The following is a 22595-nucleotide window of genomic DNA, read 5'->3' on the forward strand; positions in this document are numbered from 1 at the left end:
CGGTCGCGCGGGCCCGGAGGGCAACGCCGCGGGCGCCAGGCCGTCACGGGCCTGGACCTGTCGCCGAAACTTACAGCGATCGATCGGCTACCCGGGTACGGCGACGGGTTGACCCGGGACACCGGGTAACGCGGAGGTCGTGCACCGCGTTCAACCCGCTGCTGGATGCGTGGCATCCACGGCGACGAATAGCTTCGGGCCTGGCAAATCCGTTGCCCACGACCAGAGGAGCCAGCATGACCCAGCGAGTCCGCAGGATCGCCGCGACCGCCGTGGCGGCCACCGCCGCGATCGCCGGAAGCCTCGTCGTCGCGTCGCCCGCGAGCGCGGACCCGGTCCGGTGCGGGTCGAGCGGCAGCGACCCGCGTGCCTGGTGCGCGAACGTCAAGGACGCCCCGAACGGGCTGACGATCCGGTCCGGCCCCGGCACCGGGTACAGCCCGGTCGGCACCCTCCGCAACGGGCAGAAGGTCGAGGTCGACTGCTGGGGCTACGGATCCAGTGTCAACGGTTACCGCATCTGGGTCCGCCTGTACTCGGCGGCCGGGAGCCGGTGGGTCAGCGACCTGTACCTGACGACCGGTCACGTGCAGGACTACCTGATCCAGTGCTGACCCGCTGACCGGGGGACACCGGCCCGGCGCCCACTCGGGTGCCGGGCCGGTGCCGTGCCCCCATCCAGATGCAGCGATGAACGACAATGTCCGGATGATCCGTGTACTCGTGGTGGACGACCAGGTGCTCATCCGCGCCGGCCTCGCCGCCCTGCTGCGGGCGGCGCCCGAGGTGGACGTGGTCGGCGAGGCGGCGGACGGCATGGAGGCCGTCCGGCTCGCCGGGTCGCTCCGGCCGGACGTGATCCTCATGGACGTGCGGATGCCGGGCGACGTGAGCGGGATCGACGCCACCGAGCGGATCATCGCCGCGGCGCCGGTCGCGCCGCCCCGGGTCATCGTGCTCACCACGTTCGACCTGGACGAGTACGTGTACAACGCGCTGCGGGCCGGCGCGCACGGCTTCCTGCTCAAGGACACGCCCCCCGAGCGCCTCCTGTCCGCGGTCGCCGCGGTGGCGGAGGGCGAGATGCTCTTCGCCCCCAGCGTGACCCGCCGCCTGGTCGAGGCGTACACCGGCGGCGGGCAGCCCGCGACGCACTCGCCGGAGCAGCTCGTCGAGCTCACCACCCGGGAGCGGGAGGTGCTGCGGCTCGTCGGCAGGGGACTGTCGAACCTCGACATCGCCGGGCGGCTGATCATCTCGGAGGCGACCGTCAAGACCCACCTGAACCGGGCGATGAGCAAGCTCGGGCTGGCCAGCCGGGCCCAGGCGGTGGTGCTGGCCTACGAGACGGGGCTGGTGACACCGGGCCTCGCCGGCTGACCTACCACGCTGGTTGCAGGCCGCTACGACGCGAGGTTGACGGCAACGCGGGTCCGTGCCGCTAATCTGCGTCGATGCGGAAGTCGATGTCCGGGTCGACGCCGGCCGATCGGTTCGGCGGGCTGTCGACGCCCGTGGTCGACGCCCTGTTCGCGTCCGGGCTGACCGTGGCGACCTGCCTGGCCGGCCTGGCGTACCAGCCGGCGGACTGGCGCCGGTTCGACGGGCTCGCCGTCCTGATGGGCTGCCTGACCTGCCTGCCGCTCGCGGCGCGCCGGCGGTGGCCGATGTCCGCGCTGCTGGCGACCTGCGCGGGGTACACCGGCTATCTCCAGCTGGGCTACCCGCCCTCGCTCCTGTGGTGGGGGCCGGTCCTCGGCCTGTACACGGTCGTGGTGCTGCGGCCCGGCCGGTGGGCCGTCGCCGGCTCGGTGGTCACCGCCGCCGTCGTGGGCTTCAGCGGCGTCAAGGCGCCCGCCCTGCCGCCGCTGGTCGTCGTCATCCAGCCGCTGCTGGTGCTGGCCGGCGTCTGGGTGCTCGGCGGCGGGGCCCGGGCCCTCGCCGACCGCAACCGGCAGCTCGCCGTGCTGACCGCCCGGCTGCGCCGGGAGCAGCGGGACCGGGCCCGGCACGCGGTCGCCGAGGAGCGCGTTCGGATCGCCCGGGAGCTGCACGACGTCGTCGCGCACCACATGTCCGTGATCTCGGTGCAGGTCGGCCTGGCCCGCTACGTGTTCGCCTCCGACCCGCCCACGGCGCGGACCGCGCTGGACACCATCGCCGGCGCCGGACGGGAGGCACAGCAGGAGATGCGGCGCCTGCTCATGGTGCTGCGCGTCGGCGTGGACGAGGAGGACGCCGGCCGGTTCGGCACCCTCGTGCCGGGCCTGGCGAGGATCGGGGACCTGGTCGACCGGGTCCGGGCCACCGGGCTGCCGGTCGAGGTCGAGGTGCACACCGTGGACCCGGTGCCGCCGCTGCCCGCGCACCTGGATCTCTGCGTGTACCGGGTGATCCAGGAGTCCTTGACCAACGTGCTCAAGCACGCGGGCCCCGCCACGGCGACGGTGACCGTCGAGCACCGCCCCGGCGCCGTGACGGCCCGCATCGTGGACGACGGCCGGGGCGTCGTGGAGCAGTCGTGGCCGGAGCCCGGTTACGGCCTGCTCGGCATGCGCGAACGCGTCCGGCTCTACGGCGGCACGCTGTCGACCGGCCCCCGCCCGGAGGGCGGGTACATGGTCCAGCTGACCCTGCCGGTCCCGGTCCGGTCATGACCTGGGCCGGACGCGCCCCGCGTCACGCGTCGGTGGCGACGACCTGGTGGGCGCCGATGACGGCGAGCAGCTGGAGCTTCTCGTGGCTCTCGCTGCCGGGGACCGCGGTGTAGACCAGCAGGGAGTGCGACTGGTCGGGGTCGAGCAGCGCCTGGCACGTCAGCTCGAGGAGGCCGACCTCGGGGTGGATGAAGCGCTTGACGTGGCTGTAGTTGACGCCGATCTCGTGCTCGTCCCAGACGGCCTGGAACTCCTCGCTCCGCTCCAGCAGGAGCCGCTGGAGGTGGGCGGCGTAGGAGTCGGGCCCGCGCAGCGTGACCCTCGCGCGGAGCCCGGAGGCGAAGACGCGGGAGTGCAGCGCGTGGTCGTCGGGGTGGTACAGGGCGCGGCACGCGGGGTCGGTGAACCAGCGGTAGCCGATGCTGCGGGCCGGGCCGGTGTAGCGGGTCAGGTCGCCGGTGAGCGCGACGCCGAGCGGGGTCTGCCGCAGCGTCTCGCCGAGCTCGGTGACGACCTCGGCCGGGGTGTCGGCGAGCCGGTCGAGGATGCGCAGTAGGCCGGGGCTGATGTGGGCGCTGGTGGTGCCCCGTACGGGCGGCCGGTGACCGGCGAGCCGGAAGAGGTGGTCGCGCTCGTCGAGCGACAGGTGCAGGCCCTGCGCGATCGAGGCGATCATCTGCTCGGACGGGTGCGGCCCGCGCTCCCGCTCCAGGCGGCTGTAGTAGTCGGCCGAGATGTGGCAGAGCGTCGCGACCTCCTCGCGGCGCAGGCCGGCGGTCCGGCGGCGCTGCCCGCGCGGCAGGCCGACGTCCTCGGGCTGCAGTGACTCGCGGCGCCGCCGCAGGAACCCGGCGAGCCCGGTACGGTCGATCATCCCTCGGTTCTACCACCGTCGCCGGAGCGGAGCCTGGGATTGAGAGGCCGTGGATACGGCCGCGGAGCGCGCGCACAGTGGGGACATGACCCGCAAACCGGACATCACCGTTCCCAGTCTCAACGGACAGCTCGCCGTCGTCACGGGCGCGAGCGACGGCGTCGGGCTCGGCCTGGCCACCCGCCTCGCCGCCGCCGGCGCCGAGGTCGTCATGCCCGTGCGCAACCGCCGCAAGGGCGAGGCCGCGGTGGCGACGATCAGGCAGCAGCACCCGGACGCCGGCCTGTCGCTGCGCGAGCTCGACCTGTCGTCGCTCGCCTCGGTCGCCGCGCTCGGCGCCGCCCTGCGCGAGGAGGGCCGCCCGATCCACATCCTCGTCAACAACGCGGGCGTGATGACGCCGCCGCAGCGGCAGACCACCGCCGACGGCTTCGAGCTGCAGTTCGGCACCAACCACCTCGGTCACGTCGCGCTCGTCGGCCACCTGCTGCCGCTGCTGCGCGCCGGCCACGCCCGCGTGACCTCGCAGATCAGCATCGCCGCGAACCAGAACGCCATCAACTGGGAGGACCTGAACTGGGAACGCTCCTACGACGGGATGCGGGCCTACAGCCAGTCGAAGATCGCGTTCGGCCTGTTCGGCCTCGAGCTGGACCGGCGCAGCCGGGCCGGCGGCTGGGGCATCACCAGCAACCTCGCCCATCCGGGCGTCGCCGCCACCAGCCTGCTGCAGGCGCGGCCCGAGGTCGGCCGGGCCCGCGCCACCGCGGGCGGCCGCCTCATCCGCGCGCTCGGCCGCCACGGGATTCTCTTCGGCACCGTCGAGTCCGCGCTGCTGCCCGCCCTGTACGCGGCGACCTCCCCGGACGCGGGCGGCGGCCGCCTCTACGGCCCGAGCGGGTTCCAGCACCTGTCCGGTGCTCCCGCCGAGCAGCCGGTCTACCCCCGCCTCCGCGGCGAGGCCGACGCCGCCCGCGCCTGGGAGATCTCGGAGCGCCTCGCCCGCGTCACGTTCCCGGCGGCGGTGTCCCCGTTCGGCAGGTAGATGCCAGGTAGGGTCGTCCGCGTGGATCTGGACGACATCGCCGCCCGGCTCGGGGTGGGTGCTGAGGAGATCGCGCGGGTGCACGGCCTGGCCGGGGACCCCGCGCCGGCGGCGTTGCCCGCCAAGGGTGCCGCGCCCGCGATGCTGGAGCGGCTCGGGGTGGGGCCGGACGACGCCGCCGAGATCATGGCGGGGTGGCCCGACCCGGATTCCCCACTGTGGACGGACGAGCTGCGGTGGCTGCTCGACCGCTCGGCCGCACTCGTGCGCGCGGACCTCGGCGGGTATGGCTGGCTGGTGCCCGGGCCGGAGCTGCCGCGCGACCGGGGCCCGGCGTGGCGGCATCTCTACGTGTACGTCTACCTGGCGCTGGTGGACGCCGTCATGGGGTACCACCGCGAGCACGGCGTCGCCGAGGAGGTGTCGTGGGCGACGCTCGCGGACCTCGGGCGCAACCTGGCGGTCGACCGGCGGATGCGGGGCGAGGGCTGGCCGGTCATGCAGGCCTGGCTGAGCCTGCACTGGCGGGGCGGCGTCTACGAGCTGGGGCGGTTGCAGCACCAGCGCGGCGTGGGCGCGATCGACCTGCACGTGCCCGACTCCGGCCCGCTGACGCCGGCGGCGATCGACGCGTCCCTCGCCGAGGCGCGCGCGTTCTTCCCGGTGCACTTCCCCGACGAGGCCTACACGGAGTTCGCCTGCGGGTCGTGGCTGCTGGACCCGCAGCTGCTGGAGTATCTGCCGGAGGACTCCAACATCGTGCGGTTCCAGCGCCGGTTCGAGCTGGAGCCGTACGAGGAGGCGGAAAAGATCGACCCCGACGTCGAGGTGCGGCGGTTCGTGTTCCGGACGCTGACCACGCCGCTCGACCAGCTGCCGCAGACCACCGCGCTGCAGCGCGCCGTCGTCGAGCACTTCAAGGCCGGCGGCCACTTCCAGTGGCGCAAGGGGCGCTTCCCGCTGCGGTAAAGCCCGCACGGATGGAGACGTGGTGGCGGGCGTCGATGTCTAGGGTGCTGGGCAGAGCCGCCTTGCATCGGCTTGATGCGGCGGGTGGTGGAAGGGGATAGCCATGACCGTGCCCGACGTCAACCCGGCAACGCTCCCGCAGGCGGAGTTCGCCCAGGTGGTGAAGCGCAGCTCCGCCGGGGACCTGCGCAGGCTCATGACCGGCGAGCAGCGCCGGGCGGTGCTCGACGAGGTGTTCGTGCGGATGCCCGGCGTGTTCCGCGCCGACCGGGCCGGCTCGGCCAACGCGGTGCTGCACTGGAAGGTCGGGGACCGGCCGGACGGCGGCGCCGACACCTACGAGCTCGTCATCGCCGACCGCACCTGCACGCTGTCGCCCGGGCCGGACCGCACGCCGACGCTGGAGCTCAGCATCGGCGCCGTCGACTTCCTGAAGATGGTGACGGGCAACGCGAGCCCGATCGCGCTGTTCATGCTCGGCAAGATGAAGGCCAAGGGCGACATCGCGTTCACCGCCCGGGTGCCCAACCTGTTCGACGTGCCCAAGGCCTGAGCCACGGCACGAGCCACGGCACGACCGGCACCGGCGGCGCATGATGCACAGCGCCGCCGGTCTTTTCGTGTCAGACGGCCGGTGCGCCGTCGGGCAGGCGGGCACCGATGCAGCGGGCCGCGGTGAGCGCCGCCCAGGAGACCGCCGCCACCAGCGACGCGTCGCGCGGGTCGCGGTCGCGGAACGCGCCGACGGCGCGGTCGCCGACCTGGTAGGCCGACTGCGCGGTCAGCAGGACGAGCCGGCCCACGGCCACCTCGTCGTCGGGCACGCCCGCGAGGGCCGCGTCCGCCCAGGACGCCGACACGCCCGGCGGGCTGCCGTCCCACTCGGACAGCCGCGTCAGCAGCAGGTACCGGATGCGCTCCGGCACCACGGGGACGGCCGCCTCCTCGACGGCCGCGCCGGCCCGGGCGAACGCGTCGGCGATGCGGGTCTGCCCGGCCCACGCCAGGTCCGGCGGCACGGGGGCGGGCGGCAGCAGGTCCAGCGACGCGCCGGGGGAGGCCTCGCGGCGGGCGAAGGCGCCCATCATCCGCCCGGCCACCCACAGCGTGCCGCGGCGGGTGAAGGCGGGCAGCGGCGGCAGCGGCGAGGGCCGCAGGAAGACGCTGACCATCCGGTTGATGTAGTGGAAGACGACCGCGACGCCGCCGAGCTCCGGCAGCTGCTCGGCGGGGAACGGCACCGCGCCGCCGAGGACCGGGTCGCGGGCCCAGCGGGCGATCGCGCGCAGCCGCGGGTCGGCGACGTCGTCGGGCCGGCCGGCGGTGATCGCCTGGGCGTCGGGTCCGCCGCCGAGGCCGGTGAGGGCGGCGCCGTGGATCTCGACGCAGTAGGGGCACGCGTTGGCCGCCGAGACCGCCGCGGCGACCGCCTCCTTCGTCGCGCGGGGCACGGTGCCGGTCACGAGCAGCGTCTCGCGCAGCATCGTCCAGGCGGCGGCGAGCACCGGGGGCGCCGGCGAGTGCAGCGCGACCGGCGGGGCCAGCATGCCGAAGTCGCGTTCGACCTGGCGGTACACCTGACCGACGAGACCGGTCGCGGACGACGGCTCGACGGGTGTCACGCGACCGATGTGGGGCAGCGCGATGCGACCGGCCACACGGGTGAACAGGGACACGGGAAGCCTCACAGGGGTGAAAAAGGAGCCCGCCGGAAGGTGGTCCGGCGGGCTCCAGTGGCCGGAGGGGGCTAGGACCGGTTCAGCACGGGCCGCCGGGCGAAGGACTGGCCGGTGGGCGATGGCGCGCCGTAGGTGACGGCGACGCCGCGGGCCTGCAGCGCCTTGACGATGCCGGGCACGGCGCGCTCGGCGAGGGCGGAGATGGTCAGCGCCGGGTTGACCGTCAGCGCCCCGGGGACCGCGGAGCCGTCGGTGACGAAGATGCCGGGGTGGCCGCGCAGCTCGTGAGAGTCGTCGAGGGCGGACGTCGCCGGGTCGTCGCCGATGCGGCACGACGCGAGCGGGTGGACGGTGTAGGCGCCGATGAGGTCGTTGGTCCACGGCGTCACCGTCGCCAGCCCGTCGCGCTCCAGGATGTCCTTGACGTCGGCGTCGGACAGGTCCCAGCCGCGCCAGGTGTTCTTCGTCGGCTTGTAGGACAGCGGGCCGTGGCCGAGCATCTGCTGCGACATCCGATGGGCGTTGCCGGTCTCCGGCGGCGGGCCGAACACGCCCTCGTTGTCGTCCTCGGACATCGTGAAGATGGTCAGCCACGACTTCCAGGTCCGCAGCATCTCCTTCTTCTCCACGCCGAACCAGCTGGCCGCGGACGGGTCCTTGACCTGCGCCAGGATCGTGCCGAGGCCGGGCGGGAAGTACAGCTGCTCCAGCGAGTAGCGCTCGTACTCCGGCAGCGAGCCGTCGAGCTTGTCCCAGCTGGCGACGGTGGGGCCGCGGCCGATCTGGTACGCCTCGTAGGGCACCCCGTCGCCGCGGTCCAGGCCGAGCACGTCACGGACCCGGTCCTCGTTGAAGATCGCGGTGTTGAGCCGTTCGCCGTTGCCGGAGAAGTACCGCCCGACCGCGTGCGGCATGGTGCCCAGGTCGGCCTCGGAGCGCTGCAGGATGACCGGGGTGGCGCCGCTGCCGGCGGCGACGATGACGATCTTCGCGTCGATCGCGCCCTCGTCGTGCAGGATCCGGTAGTCCTCGTCGTCGACGACGCGGTAGTGCACCCGGTAGGAGCCGTCGTCGTGCCGGGTCAGCCGCTGCACCTCGTGCAGCGGGCGGATCTGCGCGCCGTGGGCGAGCGCGCCCGGCAGGTAGTTGAGCAGCAGGGAGCGCTTCGCGTCGAAGCGGCAGCCGGCCATCATCCAGTTGCAGTTGGTGCACTTGCTGACGTCGACGGCGGACGGCGACGGGTTGGCGGTGCGCCCGGCGTGCGCGCACGCGGCGGCGAACAGGCCGCCGGCGTAGGGGATCTGCTCCCAGCGCTGCGGGGTGATCGGCAGGGCCTCGCTGACCACGTCGTACCACGGGTCGAGGGTGTCGCGGGTGATCGCGGCGGGCCACATCCGGCGGCCGATGCTGCCGTGGCGCTCGAAGACGAACCGCGGCGCGCGGGGCATCGTGGCGAAGTAGACGACGCTGCCGCCGCCGACGCAGTTGCCGCCGAGGATGCTCATCCCGTCGCCGACGACGAAGTCGAACGCCCGCGTGTAGGACGACCCGAGCTTGAAGTCGTGGTCGAACTCGTTGGCCTCCAGCCACGGGCCGCGCTCCAGGACGACCACCTTCGCGCCGCCGGCGGCGAGGTGGTAGGCGGTGATCGCGCCGCCGAAGCCGCTGCCGATCACCAGGACGTCGGTCGATTCCACGTACGTCATGCCGGGCTCCCGGTCGGGGTCGTGTTCGGGTGGATGGGGGCCAGCTGGCGGCCGTAGGAGAACCGCGGGAACCGCCACAGCCCGTCGGCTTCCGGGGTCGCGTAGCCGATCGCGAGCAGGCCGGGGTGGCCCGCCGCGAGCGCGTCGGTGGTGTTCATGTGCGCGGCGCTGTCGTAGGCCATGTTGCTGAACAGCGCCAGCCCGACCCAGATCTGCTTCTCCGGGTGGCCGGGGTCGGTGAGCCGCCGCACGAGCGCGGTGCGGTGCCCGAAGTCCAGCGCCACGAACGGCGGGACGTCGTCGTCGAGGGTCAGGTCGTGTTCGGCGGCGTACTCGGTGGCGTGCATGTCGAGCAGGAAGGCGAACGTGCCGAGCTGCTCGGCGAGCCCGCCGGCGGACCACGTCAGCAGCTCCAGCGCGCCGGCGGCGACCGCACCGCCGCCGGGCGCCGAACCCGCGCACACCCGGTCATCCGGAAAGCGCCGCTCCCCGGGGATGATGGTGTCCGCGTACGCCTCGATGGTCATCGCCTGGAGCGGCTCGATGTCCACATCGGACACACTTGCGGCAGTGGTGTCGGATTGCACGGCAACTCCTGACATAAGGCGAGAAGAGTTAGCGGCATCCTGCCCGTCCAAGCCATCGAAATGCATCTCCGGCTGTGCTGCGGAATTGACGGTTCTTCAATCATGCGCTGTTTGTGTCAGCTCGATGTTCGGCTATGTCCAGCGGCATTGTCGCGTCGCTAGTGTGGCCCAGCAGCGGGGTGGCTGCGGGCAGTGCAGCCCGACGACGACGGGAGGCGGCTGTGGTCATCAGTCGGGTGGCTTCCTCGGTGATCCAGCGACAGGTCAGGTATGTGACGCCGGTGTCGTTACCGGCGGCCTCCGGCGTGGTGGCGCAGGTCTACGCGCAGGTCGCCGACGAGATGCGGCTCGTGGTCCCGCCGGCGCAGCTGCACTCGCCGTCGCCGGACCTGCTCGCCGCCTACTGGATGCTCACCCGCGAGCCGCTCGCCGGGCCCACCGTCGGCCGCGACGCGAAGGAGGCGGTCGCCGCCGCCGTCGCGGTCGCCAACATCTGCCCCTACTGCGTGGAGATGCACAGCGTCGGCATGTACGACCTGACCGGCGAGCACGACGCGGAGGCGGTCGCCGGCGACCGGGTCGAGGCGATGCTCGACCCCGAGCTGCGCGCGGTGACCGCGTGGGCCCGCACCGGGCATCAGCTCGACGACGCCGCGCCGGAGCCGGTGGGGCTGAGCGCCGCCGAACGGGCCGAGCTGCTCGGCGTCGTCGTGGCCTTCCACTACGTGAGCCGCATGGTGAACGTGTTCCTCTCCAACTTCCTGCTGCCGCCGGGGCTCGGGCCCCGCTCGCGGCGGCGGATGAAGCAGGGCATCAGCCGGCTGCTGCGCCCGACGCTGCGCACGCCGCGCGAGGGCGGCCGGTCCGTCGGGCTGCTCGGCCCCGCGCCGATGCCGGTCGACGCGGCCTGGGCCGGCGCCAACCGGGACATCGCCGGCGCGATCGCCCGCTCCTACCAGGCGTTCGAGTTCGCCGGCGCCCGGTCCCTGCCCCTCTCGGTGCGCCGGCTGGTCCTGGACCGCCTGGACGCGTGGCGCGGCGAGGACACCGGCCTGAGCACAGCGTGGTGCGAGGACCTGATCGCCGACCTGCCGGCGCACGAGCGGCCCGCCGGCCGGCTGGCGCTGCTGACGGCGCTGTCGTCCTACCAGGTCGACGAGGGCACGGTGGCCGAGTTCCGCCGGGTCGAGCCCGCCGACGCCGCGCTCGTGGACGCCGTCGCGTGGTCCGCCTTCGCCGCGTCGCGGCTGATCGGCAACCGGATGGCGGCGGCCCGCGCCGTGGCGGCGCCGTTTGTGAGCACCACCGGCAATGTAGAGGAGTCGAAGTGGCGAGAGTCGAGCTGGCGCAGGGACGGCCGGGCGGCCTGAACGGCCGTTTCCACCGCGTCGGGTTGAACCTGTTCATGGTGGTGGTCCTGGCGCACTGGGCCGAGCACCTGGCGCAGGCGTACCAGATCTGGGTGCTGCACTGGCCGCTGAAGGAGTCGCGCGGCGTGCTGGGGCTGGCCTACCCGTGGCTGGTGAAGAGCGAGTGGCTGCACTACGGCTACGCGCTGGTGATGCTGGTGGCGCTGTTCGCGCTGCGGGGGGCGTTCACCGGCCGGGCCCGGACCTGGTGGACGATCGCCCTCGCGATCCAGTTCTGGCACCACATCGAGCACCTGCTGCTGTTCCTGCAGGCGCAGACCGGGCACTTCCTGTTCGGCGCGGCGGTGCCCACGAGCGTGCTGCAGACGGTGTTCCCGCGGGTGGAGCTGCACCTGTTCTACAACACCATCGTCTTCCTGCCGATGGTGGTCGCGGTCATCCTGCACATGCGCCCGAACCGCGCGGAGGCGCAGGCGGCACCGTGCAACTGCGCCAGGCCGCTGGTCGCGGCCGGCGCCGTATGACCATGACGACGTCGAGCGGGGCCCGCGCCCGCGGGCTCCGCTCGGCCCTGCGCTCCCCGGTCGCCTGGGTGATCGGGGCGGTCGCCGCCGCGGTCCTGGCCTTCGCGCTGCTGGCGGAGCCGGCGCCGGCCCGGCTGTCCACGATGGACCCCGCCGACGGCGCGACCGTGACCACCGCACCGGCCGCGGTGACCGCGACGTTCACCGGTGAGCTCGCGACGTACGACTACCACCTGGCCGTCGCCACCGAAGGCGGGTTGCCGGTGACGACCGGCCCCGTCCGGCTGGACGGCAACACCCTCACCGTGCCCGTCGAGCTGACCGGCGGCACGTATCTCGTCGCGTACCACGTGCGGCTGGCCGGCGGCGCGGAGCTGTCGGCGGTGACCCGCTTCGGCGTGGGCGTGGCCGCCGCACCCGTCGGCGGCGACGACCCGGCCGCCGCCGCGGCCGCCGGGCACCAGCACATCAGCGACGACCCGATGAACATGGCGCTGCTCGCCGTCGACGCGGTGCTGCTGCTCGCGCTCGCGTTCGCGGTGCTGCTGCGCCTGGGACGCCGGTTGCGACGTCCCTGAGGCCCGAGGCGCCCGCCTCCGGCCGGACCGATCCAGGTTTGAGGAGGCACGACCATGCCGAGCACACTCGGTTCCCTGCGGCGCCTGGTGCTGACGCCGTCGTTCAAGGAGGTCTCCTTCGCGCAGCGGGGGTTCCCGGTCGAGCCGACCGACGCGACCCGCCGGCTCGAGGCGATCCCGCAGGCGGTCCTCGTCGGCTTCGAGTGGGGCATCGACACCAAGACGCAGACGGAGCTGGTCCAGCGGCTGGAGCTGGTGGAGCCGGAGATGCGCGGCTTCGCCTACGAGGGCGCGACGATGGCGGTCACGGTGCTCGACGCGATGGCCGGCGGTCGTGGCCACCGGGCCCGTGACCTGCTGTCCGGGCCGGCGGTGCCGCACACGTTCCTGACCTACATCGGCATCGGCTTCGCCATGGCCCGGCTGCCGCGGCCGCTGTGGAAGAAGATCCTGCCGGACCTCACCGGCACCCCGTACTACCCGACGATGAGCTGGCTCGCCGTCGACGGCTACGGCTTCGACCGCGCCTACTTCCAGACCGAGCGGTGGGTGGACCGGCAGGAGCGACTGGCGGCCTACCCGTGGCAGGGCCGTGCCGACTACTTCCAGCGCGCCTGCGACCAGGGCATCGGCCGGGCGCTGTGGTTCATCCACGGCGGGCAGGTGCCCGGCGTGGCGGCCGCGGTGGGCCGCTTCGCCGCCGACCGGCAGGCCGACCTGTGGAGCGGCGTCGGGCTGGCGGCGACGTTCGCCGGCGGCAGCGACGCGGCCGGGCTCGCCGCGCTGCGCCGCGAGTCGGGGGAGCACTGGACCCACGTCGCGCAGGGCTCGGTCTTCGCGGCCAAGGCCCGCGTCTTCTCCGGCTTCGAGCCCGAGCACACCGCGGTGGCGGTGGCGGCGCTGACCGACCTGACCGTCGCCCGGGCCGCGGAGCTCGCCGACGACGTGGCGGTGGGCGGCACCACCGTCGAGGGGGAGCTGGACTACGAGGCGTGGCGCCGCAAGATCCGTGCGGCCGTCGCCGTGCCGGCCGCGTCCGTGCGGTAGGAACCGGCACTCGCCGCGTTCAGGGAATGCAACGGTCGCAATGGCGGAGATGACGTCACCTATATAGGTCGACGACAATTTGTTGAAACGGTCTATCTGGGGGAACCCGAAATGACGATGTTTCAATCTCTCCGCCGGCGCGTCCTGACGCCAAACGTCTCGGAAACCAAAATGGATGTCCGGGGCTTTCACGTGAAGAACGCCGAGGCGCGCGACCGGCTGGAGAACGTCGGCCGTCAGTTCCTCGCCGGGTACGCGATCGCCGCCGAGGTCGGGCAGCCGGCCGAGGCGGACGCGCGGCTCGCCGACATCCCGCACGCCTACCGCGGCTTCGCCTACGAGGGCGCGGCCATGGCCTTCGGCGTCCGCGACGGGCTCCCCGTCGGCGGCCGCCGGCACGTCGAGGACTTCCTCGCCGGCCCCGCCGACGACCACATCTACATGGTGTACGTCGGCGTGGGCTGGGCGATGGCCCGGATCCCGAAGTTCCGCTGGAACACGCTGCACGCGCCGGACCCGCTGCTGCGCTGGCTGGTGCTGGACGGCTACGGCTTCCACCAGGCCTACTTCAAGACCCAGCGCTACGTGCACGAGTGCTACCAGGACGAGTCCTTCCCGTGGCCGGCCGATGGGCCGTCCTGGTACGCCGCCCGCGCCACCGACCAGGGGGTCGGACGGGCCACCTGGTTCGTGTGCGGCACCGACCCGCGGCGCGTCGTCGCCGCGTTCGACAAGTTCGACGAGCGCCGCCGCGCCGACCTGTACGCCGGCGCCGGCCTGGCCGCCACGTACGCCGGCGGCGCCGACGAGGCCGAGCTGACCTGGTTCCGCGACGCCGCCGGCCAGTACGCCGCGGATGTGGCGCAGGGCTCGGCGTTCGCGGCCGGCGCCCGGGTCCGGGCCGGGCTCGTCGTGGCGCACAACGAGGTCGCGACCCGGGTCTTCTGCGAGCAGTCCACCGCCGCCGCGGCCAAGGTGACCGACGAGGCGCTCATCGGGCTGCCCTTCGACGACGAGATCCCCGCCTACGAGATCTGGCGGCAGCGCATCAAGCACGCGCTCGTGCCGGCCACGGAAAGGTGACCTGACATGACCAACATCGCCGTGGTGGGCATGGCGTGCCGATACCCGGACGCCACGTCCCCCCGGGAGCTGTGGGAGAACGCGCTCGCGGGGCGCCGCGCGTTCCGCCAGCTGCCCGACGAACGCATGCGGCTGGACGACTACTACGACGCCGACCCCAAGGCCCGGGACCGCTTCTACGCCCGGCTCGCCGCCGTCATCGACGGCTACGAGTTCGACCGGATCGCCTACAAGATCGCCGGCAGCACGTACCGCGCGACCGACCTCACCCACTGGCTCGCCCTGGACATCGCCGCGCTCGCGCTCGCCGACGCCGGCTTCCCGATGGCGGAGGGCCTGCCGCGCGAGCGCACCGCCGTCATCGTCGGCAACAGCCTCACCGGCGAGTTCGCCCGCGCCAACCAGATGCGGCTGCGCTGGCCGTACGTGAGCCGCATGGTGACCGCCGCGCTCAAGGCCCAGGACTGGGACGACGACCAGCTGCAGAACTTCCTGGCCGACTTCGAGGACGCGTACAAGTCGCCGTTCCCGGAGATCGACGAGGACACCCTCGCCGGCGCGCTGTCCAACACGATCGCCGGCCGGATCTGCAACCACTTCGACCTCAAGGGCGGCGGGTACACCGTCGACGGGGCCTGCTCCTCGTCGCTGCTGTCCGTCGCGACCGCGTGCAAGGCGCTCATCGACGGCGAGGCCGACGTCGCCGTCGCCGGCGGCGTCGACCTGTCCATCGACCCGTTCGAGATCATCGGCTTCGCCAAGACGGGCGCGCTCGCCACCGGCGAGATGCGGGTCTACGACCGCGGCTCCAACGGCTTCTGGCCGGGCGAGGGCTGCGGCATGGTCGTGCTCATGCGCGAGCCGGAGGCGGTCGCCGCCGGGCACCGCATCTACGCGTCCATCGCCGGCTGGGGCATCTCCTCCGACGGCAAGGGCGGCATGACCCGGCCGGAGGCCAACGGCTACAAGCTGGCCCTGCGCCGCGCGTACGAGCGGGCCGGCTTCGGCATCGAGACCGTCGCGCTGTTCGAGGGGCACGGCACCGGCACGAAGGTCGGCGACGCCACCGAGCTCACCGCCCTGTCGGAGGCCCGCCGCGAGGCGGACCCGGACGGCACGCCGGCCGCGATCAGCTCGATCAAGGGCATGATCGGCCACACCAAGGCAGCCGCCGGCGTCGCCGGGCTCATCAAGGCGTCCCTGGCCGCGTACCACCAGGTGCTGCCGCCGGCGATCGGCACCCGCGACCCGCACGAGGTGCTCACCGGCGACGCGCCGGCCCTGCGGGTGCTGCGCAAGGCCGAGGCGTGGCCGCGGGAGACGCCGGTGCGCGTCGGCGTCACCGCCATGGGCTTCGGCGGGATCAACACCCACATCGTGCTGGAGAACGCCGCGCCGCGCCGCCGGGTGCCGATGGACAGCCGCACCAAGGCGCTCGCGTCCTCGCTGCAGGACGTCGAGCTGCTGCTGGCCGACGCGGCCTCGGCGCAGGAGCTGCGGGAGAAGCTCGACGAGCTCGTGCACTTCGTGCCGAAGCTCTCCTACGCGCAGCTGTCGGACCTGTCCGCCACGCTGCACAACGGGCTGCGCGACCTGCCCTACCGCGCCGCCGTCATCGCCTCCTCGCCTGACAACGCCGTGCAGAGCCTGCGCCGGCTGTGCGAGGTCCTCGACGCGGGGGAGACCACCCACTTCGCCGCCGACGGCCGCAGCTTCCTCGGCCACGCCAGCGGGCCCGGCAAGATCGGGTTCCTGTTCCCCGGCCAGGGCTCCGGCCGCGGCGTCTCCGGCGGGGCGCTGCGCCGCCGGTTCGCCGAGGCGGAGGAGGTGTACGTGGACGCGGCGCTGCCGGTGACCGGCGACGTCGTCGCCACCGAGGTGGCCCAGCCGCGCATCGTCACCGGCTCGATGGCCGGCCTGCGGGTCATGTCGACGCTGGGCATCGAGGCGACCGTCGCCGTCGGGCACAGCCTCGGCGAGCTCGCCGCGCTGCAGTGGGCCGGCGTGATGGACGAGGCCGCGCTGCTGCGCGTCGCCGCCCTGCGCGGGCGCACCATGTCGCAGCACAGCGCGTCGGGCACGATGGCCGGCATCGCCGCCGGGCCGGAGGCCGTCGAGACCCTCGTCGCCGGGCTGCCGGTCGTCATCGCCGGCTACAACGGGCCCAACCAGACCGTCGTCGCCGGGCCGGTCGACGCGGTGCAGACCGTGTGCGAGCGGGCCGCGGCCGCCGGCGTGCAGTGGTCCCGGCTGCACGTGTCGCACGCCTTCCACTCCCCGCTGGTCGCCCCGGCCGCGGCGGCGTTCGGCGCCGCCCTGGCCGAGGAGGACTTCTCCCCGGTCGGCCGGCGGGTCGTCTCCACCGTCACCGGCGACGTGCTCACCCGCGACACCGACGTCGCCACGCTGCTGCACCGCCAGATCACCGACCCGGTGCTGTTCAACCAGGCGGTCGAGCTGGCCGCCAAGGACATCGACCTGTTCATCGAGGTCGGCCCCGGCCGGGTGCTCAGCCAGCTGGCGGCGTCGGTGACCGACGTGCCGACCGTGGCGCTGGACACCGACGACGAGTCCCTCGCGGGCGTGCTGCGGGCCGTCGCGGCCGCGTACATCGTGGGCGCCGCACCGGTCGACAGCGCGCTGTTCCACGGCCGGCTCATCCGGCCGGTCTCGGTCGGCGCGACGTTCTCGTTCTTCGCCAGCCCCTGCGAGCAGGCGCCGACGGCGCCGGTGGTCCGCCGCAGGGCCGCCCTCACGGTGGTGCCGCAGCCGGCGGCCGATCCGGTCACGCCGGCCGGCGGCGACGTGCGGGCCCCCGAGGACCGGCCGGCGGAGTCCAGCGTCGAGCTGCTGCGGCGTTTCGCCGCCGACCGGGCCGAGCTGCCGATCGAGCTGGTCGGCACGAGCAGCCGGCTGCTGGACGACCTGCACCTGAGCTCGATCACCGTCGGCCAGGTGCTCAACCAGGTCGCCCAGCAGATGAACCTGCCGGTGGCGCAGCTGCCGACGAACCTCGCCACCGCGACCATCGAGGAGCTGGCCGAGGCGCTCGACACGCTCGCCGCGACCGCGCAGAACGGCGACGGCGCCGCGTCCGCGGCCGCCCAGGTGGCCGGTGCGGCACCGTGGGCCCGGCCGTGGTCGCTGGACCTCGACGAGCTGCCGCTGCCGCCGCGCACCGCGCCGCAGGACAACGGCGCCTGGCAGGTCTACGCCGACGCCGGCAACCCGCTCGCCGAGCCGCTGCGCCGCGAGCTGGAGCGCGCCGGGGTCGGCGCCGGGCTGCTGGTCTGCCTGCCCGAGCAGTGCACCGAGGAGCAGCTGCAGTTCGCGCTGCACGGCGCCAAGGCGGCGGTGACCGGCCGGGACCAGGGTCAGGGCACGGCCAAGCGGTTCGTGCTCGTGCAGCACGGCCGCGGCGCGGCCGGCCTGGCCAAGACGGTCCGGCTGGAGGCGCCGCACCTCACCACGACGGTCGTGCACGTGCCGGCGGTCCCCACCGCGGTCGGCTGGGTCGTCGCCGAGGTCGCCGCGACGAACGGCTTCGCGGAGGCGTACTACGACCTCGGCGGCGTGCGGCGGGTGCCGACGCTGCGGGCGATGCCGGTCGAGCCGGCCATCACGCACGTGCCCCTCGCGCGCACCGACGTGCTGCTCGTCACCGGTGGCGGCAAGGGCATCACCGCCGAGTGCGCCCTCGCCATGGCCAGCGACAGCGGGGCCGCGCTGGCCCTGCTCGGCCGGTCCGACCCGGCGCAGGACGCGGAGCTGTCGGCGAACCTGCGCCGCATGACCGAGCACGGCATCACCGTCCGGTACGCGCAGGCCGACGTCACCGACGCCGCCGCGGTCCGCCGGGCCGTCGCCGAGCTCACCGCGGAGCTGGGCCCGGTCACCGCCGTGCTGCACGGCGCCGGGCGCAACGAGCCCGCCTCGGTGACCAGCCTCGACATGGCCGCGTTCCGGCGCACGTTCGCCCCGAAGATCGACGGGCTGCGCGCGGTCCTCGACGCGGTCGACCCGTCCGGGCTGAAGCTGCTGGTGACGCTCGGCAGCATCATCGGCCGGGCCGGCCTGCGCGGCGAGGCGCACTACGCCACCGCCAACGAGTGGCTCGCCGACCTCACCGTGCAGACCGGCCGGGACTTCCCGAACTGCCGCAGCATCTGCATGGAGTGGTCGGTGTGGTCCGGCGTCGGCATGGGCGAGCGCCTGTCGGTGGTGGAGTCGCTGACCCGCGAGGGCGTCGTCCCCGTCACCCCCGACCAGGGCATCGCCATCCTGCGCCGGCTCCTCGCCGACCCGGAGGCCCCGTCGGTCGTCGTCATCAGCGGCCGTACGACGGGCATCGACACGGTCCGCTACGACAAGCCGGAGCTGCCGCTGCTGCGCTTCGTGGACCGGCCGCTGGTGCGCTACCACGGCGTCGAGCTGGTCTGCGAGACCGAGCTGAGCGCCGGCAGCGACCTGTACCTCGCCGACCACCTCCTCGACGGCAACCTGCTCTTCCCGGCGGTGTTCGGCATGGAGGCGATGGCCCAGGTCGCGGCCGCCGTCACCGGCCACGAGGGCGGGCCCGTCATCGAGGACGCGCGCTTCCTGCGGCCGATCGTGGTGCCGCCGGACGGCAGCACGGTCATCCGGGTCGCCGCGGTCGTCACCGCCGACGACACCGTCGAGGTCGTCATCCGCAGCGCCGAGACGCAGTTCGCCGCCGAGCACTTCCGGGCGCGGCTGCGGCTGGACCGCGGCGACGCCCCCGACGGCCCGCCCGTGCAGGCCGACGCCATGCCGGCGGTGCCGCTGGACCCGCGCACCGAGCTCTACGACGGGGTGCTGTTCCAGGGCGGCCGGTTCCAGCGGCTGCGCTCCTACCACCGGGTCGCGGCCCGCGACGTCGATGCCGACCTGGCCGCCGACCCGGACACCCGGTGGTTCGCCGGGTACCTGCCGGACCGACTGCTGCTCGGCGACCCCGGCGTGCGGGACGCGCTCATGCACGGCAACCAGGTCTGCGTCCCCGACGCGACCCTGCTGCCGGCGGGCGTGGAGCGCATCTACCCGGCGGGGGAGGGGCTCACGTCGGCGACCGGGCTGCGGTACTGCGCCACCGAGCGCAGCCACGACGGCGACCTGTACATCTACGACATCGCGCTGCGCGACGCCGCCGGCACCGTGGTCGAGCGGTGGGACGGCCTGCACCTGCGGGCCGTGCGCAAGCTGGACGGCCGGGGACCGTGGGTGGCGCCGCTGCTGGGCTCCTACCTGGAGCGCACCCTCGAGGACCTCGTCGGCACCAGGGTCGCGGTCGCGGTCGAGCCGGACGGTCCTGAAGGTGCCGCCGGCGGTGAGGACCACGTCGAGCAGCGGCGGGCCCGCACCGCACTGGCCGCCGGTCGGGTCTTCGGCCGCGCCGTCGAGGTGCGGTACCGGCCCGACGGCAAGCCGGAGGTCGATGACCCGCGCACGGTCTCCGCGGCGCACGGCGCGGGGCTGACGCTCTGCACCGCCGCCACCGGCGTGCTCGGCTGCGACCTCGAGGCGGTCACCGCCCGCACGGCGCAGGAGTGGCGTGGGCTGCTCGGCCAGCACGCCGGGCTGGCGGACCTCGCCGCCGACCTGACCGGCGAGGACGCCGACACCGCGGCGACGCGGGTGTGGGCGGCCGTGGAGTGCGTGCAGAAGGCGGGCCGCTCGACGCTCGGGCCGCTGAGCCTGATGCCGTCGTCGCGGGCCGGCTGGGTCGTCTACTCGGCCGGGGACGCGTGCGTGGCGACCTTCGCCACCACCGTGCGCGGCGTCGACAGGCCGGTCGTCTTCGCGGTCCTGACCGGAGGGGAGCAGTGATGGAGTCGTACTTCGAGTACCAGCACACGGTCGGCTTCGAGGAGACCAACCTCGTCGGCAACGTGTACTACGTCAACTACCTGCGCTGGCAGGGGCGCTGCCGGGAGCTGTTCCTCAAGACGAAGGCGCCCGAGGTCCTCGCGGACCTGCAGGACGACCTGAAGCTCTTCACGCTCCGGGTCGGCTGCGAGTTCTTCGCCGAGATCACCGCGTTCGACGATCTGTCGATCCGGATGCGGCTGGTGGAGCTGGCGCAGACCCAGATCGAGTTCAGCTTCGACTACGTGCGGGTCGGCGACGGCGGCGAGCTGCTCGTCGCCCGGGGCGGCCAGCGGGTGGCCTGCATGCGCGGGCCGAACACCAGGACGGTGCCGGCCCGTGTGCCGGAGGCGCTCGCCCGGGCGTTGGAGCCGTACACGTCGATGGCCCGGGTCTGAGGGCCTGCGCGAGCAGGAGGTGCGCGTGGACGTCCAGCCAAGGCCGCCGCTCAACGCGGTGACCGATCCGAAATCGTTGCGGCGGGCCCTGGGGGCGTTCGCCACCGGCGTCACCGTGGTGACCGTCGGCGGCAGCACACCGCACGGCATGACCGCCAACTCCTTCACCCCGGTGTCGCTCGACCCGCCGCTGGTGTCGATCTGCGTCGGGCGGCAGGCGGTCATGCACGGCACGCTCGGCGAGGTCGGCGCGTTCGCCGTGTCGGTGCTCTCCTCGGAGCAGGAGAGCCTGGCCCGGTACTTCGCCGACCGCCGCCGGCCGCTGGGCTGGCAGCAGTTCGACGTCGTCGACTGGGCACCGGCACCGAACACGGGGGCGCCGCTCGTCGGCGGCGCCCTGGCCCACTTCGAGTGCGAGCTGTGGCGCACGTACGACGGCGGGGACCACACCATCTTCATCGGCAAGGTCCTGTCGATGCACCGCAGCGTCGACGACGAGGCCCTGCTGTTCCACTCCGGCAAGTTCCACCACCTGAGCCAGGAGCGCACCGAGGTGACGACGTGACGACGCTCGACCGCCCCCGGCTGCTGGATCCGCCCAGCAGCCCGCGGATCACCGCGATGGGCATGCTCGTGAAGATGACCCGCGACCGGATCGGCATGATGACCGACGCGGCGAAGGACTACGGCGACGCGTCCCGGCTCGCGGTCGGGCACAAGACGCTGTACTTCTTCAACCACCCCGACCACGCCAAGCACGTGCTCGCCGACAACGCCGGCAACTACCAGAAGGGCATCGGCCTGGTCCACGCCCGCCGGGCGCTCGGCGACGGCCTGCTCACCAGCGAGGGCGAGCTGTGGCGCAAGCAGCGCAAGGTGATCCAGCCGGCGTTCCAGAGCCGGCGGATCGCGGCGCAGGCCGGGGCGGTCGCGGAGGAGGGCGCCAAGCTCGTCGAGCGGCTGCGCCGGCGGGCCGGGACCGGTCCGGTCAACGTCCCGGAGGAGATGACCACGCTGACCCTCGGCGTGCTCGGCCGGACGCTGCTGGACGCCGACCTCAGCCGGTTCGGCGGGATCGGTGACTCGTTCGCCGCCGTGCAGGACCAGGCGATGTTCGAGCTGGAGACGCTCAGCGCGGTGCCCACCTGGGTGCCGCTGCCCCGGCAGCTGCGCTTCCGCCGGGCCCGCCGGAGCCTGGAGGCGATCGTCGACGAGCTCGTCGGCGGCCGGCGGGCCCGCACCGAGGACCGCGACGACGTGCTGTCGCGGCTCATCGTCTCGGCGGACGCCGAGCCGGACCCGGCCGTCGGCCGCGAGCGGCTGCGCGACGAGCTCGTCACGCTGCTGCTCGCCGGGCACGAGACGACCGCCAGCACGCTCAGCTGGGCGCTGTACCTCATCGGTGAGCACCCGGAGGTGCGGCAACGGCTGCACGAGGAGGCGGTCGCGGTGCTCGGCGACCGGCTGCCGGTCTTCGAGGACCTGCACCAGCTGCGGTACACCTCGATGGTCCTCGAGGAGGTCATGCGGCTCTACCCGCCGGTGTGGCTGCTGCCGCGCAAGGCCCTCGCGGCCGACGAGGTCGGCGGCTACCGGGTGCCGGCCGGCGCCGACGTGCTCGTGTCCCCGTTCACGCTGCACCGGCACCCGGACTTCTGGCCGGACCCGGAGCGCTTCGACCCGGAGCGGTTCGACCCGCAGCGCCCGACCGGCACGGCGGAGCGGCCCCGGTACGCGTACATCCCGTTCGGCGCCGGGCCACGGTTCTGCGTCGGCAACCACCTCGGCATGATGGAGGCGGCGTTCGTGCTCGCGCTGCTGTGCCGGGACCTGAAGCTGGAGAAGGCGCCCGGCCACCGGGTGGTCCCCGAGCCGATGCTGTCGCTGCGCATCCGCGGCGGCCTGCCGATGACGGTGACCGTCGCCCGCTGACCGTATGTCCAATGTGGACGCCCGCCGGAGTGGTTGCTCCGGCGGGCGTTTCGCTGTGCGCAAGGGGTGCGCCGATAGCGTCCCACTAGGGCGTGGCTAGGGCGAGGGATCGACGAACGCCGTTGAGCACTTGCCGAGAAGACTTTGCTCCAGCCCGCCGCAACGATAGCGATAGTTCGATGGATCGAGCCGCGGGAGCGGTGGTCCTCGACCAGCCTGCGGGATCTCCGCCGGTCAATCAGGCAGGTGTCCGGCCGCGT

The 22595-nt window shown here is 73.6% G+C and carries 19 protein-coding genes; 15 read left to right on the plus strand and 4 right to left on the minus strand.

Features of this window, described 5'->3' with window-relative positions; genetic code table 11:
• Positions 1–236: 236 nt before the first annotated feature.
• The 3 genes from ABZ321_RS41645 (at position 237) to ABZ321_RS41655 (ending at position 2657) form a co-directional block, all read left to right on the plus strand.
• Entirely contained in the window at positions 237–614 is a 378-nt protein-coding gene (locus ABZ321_RS41645) for an SH3 domain-containing protein (RefSeq protein WP_344508732.1), read from the plus strand.
• A 94-nt stretch (positions 615–708) separates the two neighbouring features.
• Positions 709–1380, plus strand: a complete 672-nt coding sequence (locus ABZ321_RS41650; protein WP_344508730.1) for a response regulator transcription factor — start codon at positions 709–711, stop codon at positions 1378–1380.
• A gap of 74 nt (positions 1381–1454) precedes the next feature.
• Positions 1455–2657, plus strand: a complete 1203-nt coding sequence (locus tag ABZ321_RS41655; protein WP_344508728.1) for a sensor histidine kinase — start codon at positions 1455–1457, stop codon at positions 2655–2657.
• A 22-nt stretch (positions 2658–2679) separates the two neighbouring features.
• On the opposite strand, the gene ABZ321_RS41660 is transcribed toward ABZ321_RS41655, so the two are convergent.
• Entirely contained in the window at positions 2680–3531 is an 852-nt protein-coding gene (locus ABZ321_RS41660; protein WP_354901236.1) for a helix-turn-helix transcriptional regulator, read from the minus strand.
• Between the two features lie 85 nt (positions 3532–3616).
• On the opposite strand from ABZ321_RS41660, the gene ABZ321_RS41665 reads away from it, so the two are divergent.
• The 3 genes from ABZ321_RS41665 (at position 3617) to ABZ321_RS41675 (ending at position 6098) form a co-directional block, all read left to right on the plus strand.
• Entirely contained in the window at positions 3617–4576 is a 960-nt protein-coding gene (locus ABZ321_RS41665; protein WP_354901238.1) for an SDR family oxidoreductase, read from the plus strand.
• Between the two features lie 21 nt (positions 4577–4597).
• On the plus strand, positions 4598–5545 hold the full coding sequence (locus ABZ321_RS41670) for an acyltransferase domain-containing protein (RefSeq protein WP_354901240.1): 948 nt from the start codon (positions 4598–4600) through the stop codon (positions 5543–5545).
• A gap of 103 nt (positions 5546–5648) precedes the next feature.
• Positions 5649–6098, plus strand: a complete 450-nt coding sequence (locus tag ABZ321_RS41675) for an SCP2 sterol-binding domain-containing protein (RefSeq protein ID WP_344508720.1) — start codon at positions 5649–5651, stop codon at positions 6096–6098.
• Positions 6099–6168: 70 nt separating this feature from the next.
• Here the strand turns inward: ABZ321_RS41675 and ABZ321_RS41680 are convergent, their stop codons facing one another.
• From ABZ321_RS41680 to ABZ321_RS41690, 3 genes are all read right to left on the minus strand, one after another.
• Positions 6169–7167 (minus strand): carboxymuconolactone decarboxylase family protein, encoded by a 999-nt coding sequence (locus ABZ321_RS41680; RefSeq protein ID WP_354901242.1) that lies wholly within the window; start codon positions 7165–7167, stop codon positions 6169–6171.
• 125 nt (positions 7168–7292) lie between these two features.
• Complete coding sequence (locus tag ABZ321_RS41685) at positions 7293–8930, minus strand: GMC family oxidoreductase (RefSeq protein ID WP_354901244.1); 1638 nt, start codon at positions 8928–8930, stop codon at positions 7293–7295.
• A complete protein-coding gene (locus ABZ321_RS41690) occupies positions 8927–9457 on the minus strand; it encodes a DUF5987 family protein (RefSeq protein ID WP_354901267.1) in 531 nt (176 codons plus the stop codon). The genes ABZ321_RS41685 and ABZ321_RS41690 overlap by 4 nt, the downstream gene beginning before the upstream one ends.
• A 341-nt stretch (positions 9458–9798) precedes the next feature.
• Between ABZ321_RS41690 and ABZ321_RS41695 the strand changes: the two genes are divergently transcribed.
• From ABZ321_RS41695 to ABZ321_RS41735, 9 genes are all read left to right on the plus strand, one after another.
• Positions 9799–10887, plus strand: coding sequence for a carboxymuconolactone decarboxylase (locus ABZ321_RS41695; protein WP_344508714.1), 1089 nt, complete (start codon positions 9799–9801; stop codon positions 10885–10887).
• The gene (locus tag ABZ321_RS41700) at positions 10845–11411 is read left to right on the plus strand and encodes a hypothetical protein (RefSeq protein WP_344508712.1); all 567 of its coding nucleotides are present in this window, start codon (positions 10845–10847) and stop codon (positions 11409–11411) included. Before ABZ321_RS41695 ends, ABZ321_RS41700 begins: the two co-directional genes overlap by 43 nt.
• Positions 11412–11413: 2 nt before the next feature.
• Positions 11414–11989, plus strand: coding sequence for a copper resistance protein CopC (locus ABZ321_RS41705; RefSeq protein ID WP_344508710.1), 576 nt, complete (start codon positions 11414–11416; stop codon positions 11987–11989).
• Between the two features lie 54 nt (positions 11990–12043).
• Entirely contained in the window at positions 12044–13036 is a 993-nt protein-coding gene (locus ABZ321_RS41710; RefSeq protein WP_354901247.1) for a DUF1702 family protein, read from the plus strand.
• Positions 13037–13147: 111 nt separating this feature from the next.
• Positions 13148–14119, plus strand: a complete 972-nt coding sequence (locus ABZ321_RS41715; protein ID WP_344508706.1) for a DUF1702 family protein — start codon at positions 13148–13150, stop codon at positions 14117–14119.
• 6 nt (positions 14120–14125) lie between these two features.
• Positions 14126–19966, plus strand: a complete 5841-nt coding sequence (locus ABZ321_RS41720) for a type I polyketide synthase (RefSeq protein ID WP_354901249.1) — start codon at positions 14126–14128, stop codon at positions 19964–19966.
• Positions 19966–20403, plus strand: a complete 438-nt coding sequence (locus tag ABZ321_RS41725; RefSeq protein ID WP_344508703.1) for an acyl-CoA thioesterase — start codon at positions 19966–19968, stop codon at positions 20401–20403. Before ABZ321_RS41720 ends, ABZ321_RS41725 begins: the two co-directional genes overlap by 1 nt.
• A 25-nt stretch (positions 20404–20428) precedes the next feature.
• Positions 20429–20968 (plus strand): flavin reductase family protein, encoded by a 540-nt coding sequence (locus ABZ321_RS41730; protein WP_344508702.1) that lies wholly within the window; start codon positions 20429–20431, stop codon positions 20966–20968.
• Positions 20969–20988: 20 nt separating this feature from the next.
• On the plus strand, positions 20989–22335 hold the full coding sequence (locus tag ABZ321_RS41735) for a cytochrome P450 (protein WP_354901269.1): 1347 nt from the start codon (positions 20989–20991) through the stop codon (positions 22333–22335).
• Positions 22336–22595: the final 260 nt, after the last annotated feature.

The organism is Dactylosporangium sp. NPDC006015 (genome assembly GCF_040614215.1).
Classification (GTDB): Bacteria; Actinomycetota; Actinomycetes; order Mycobacteriales; family Micromonosporaceae; genus Dactylosporangium; species Dactylosporangium maewongense.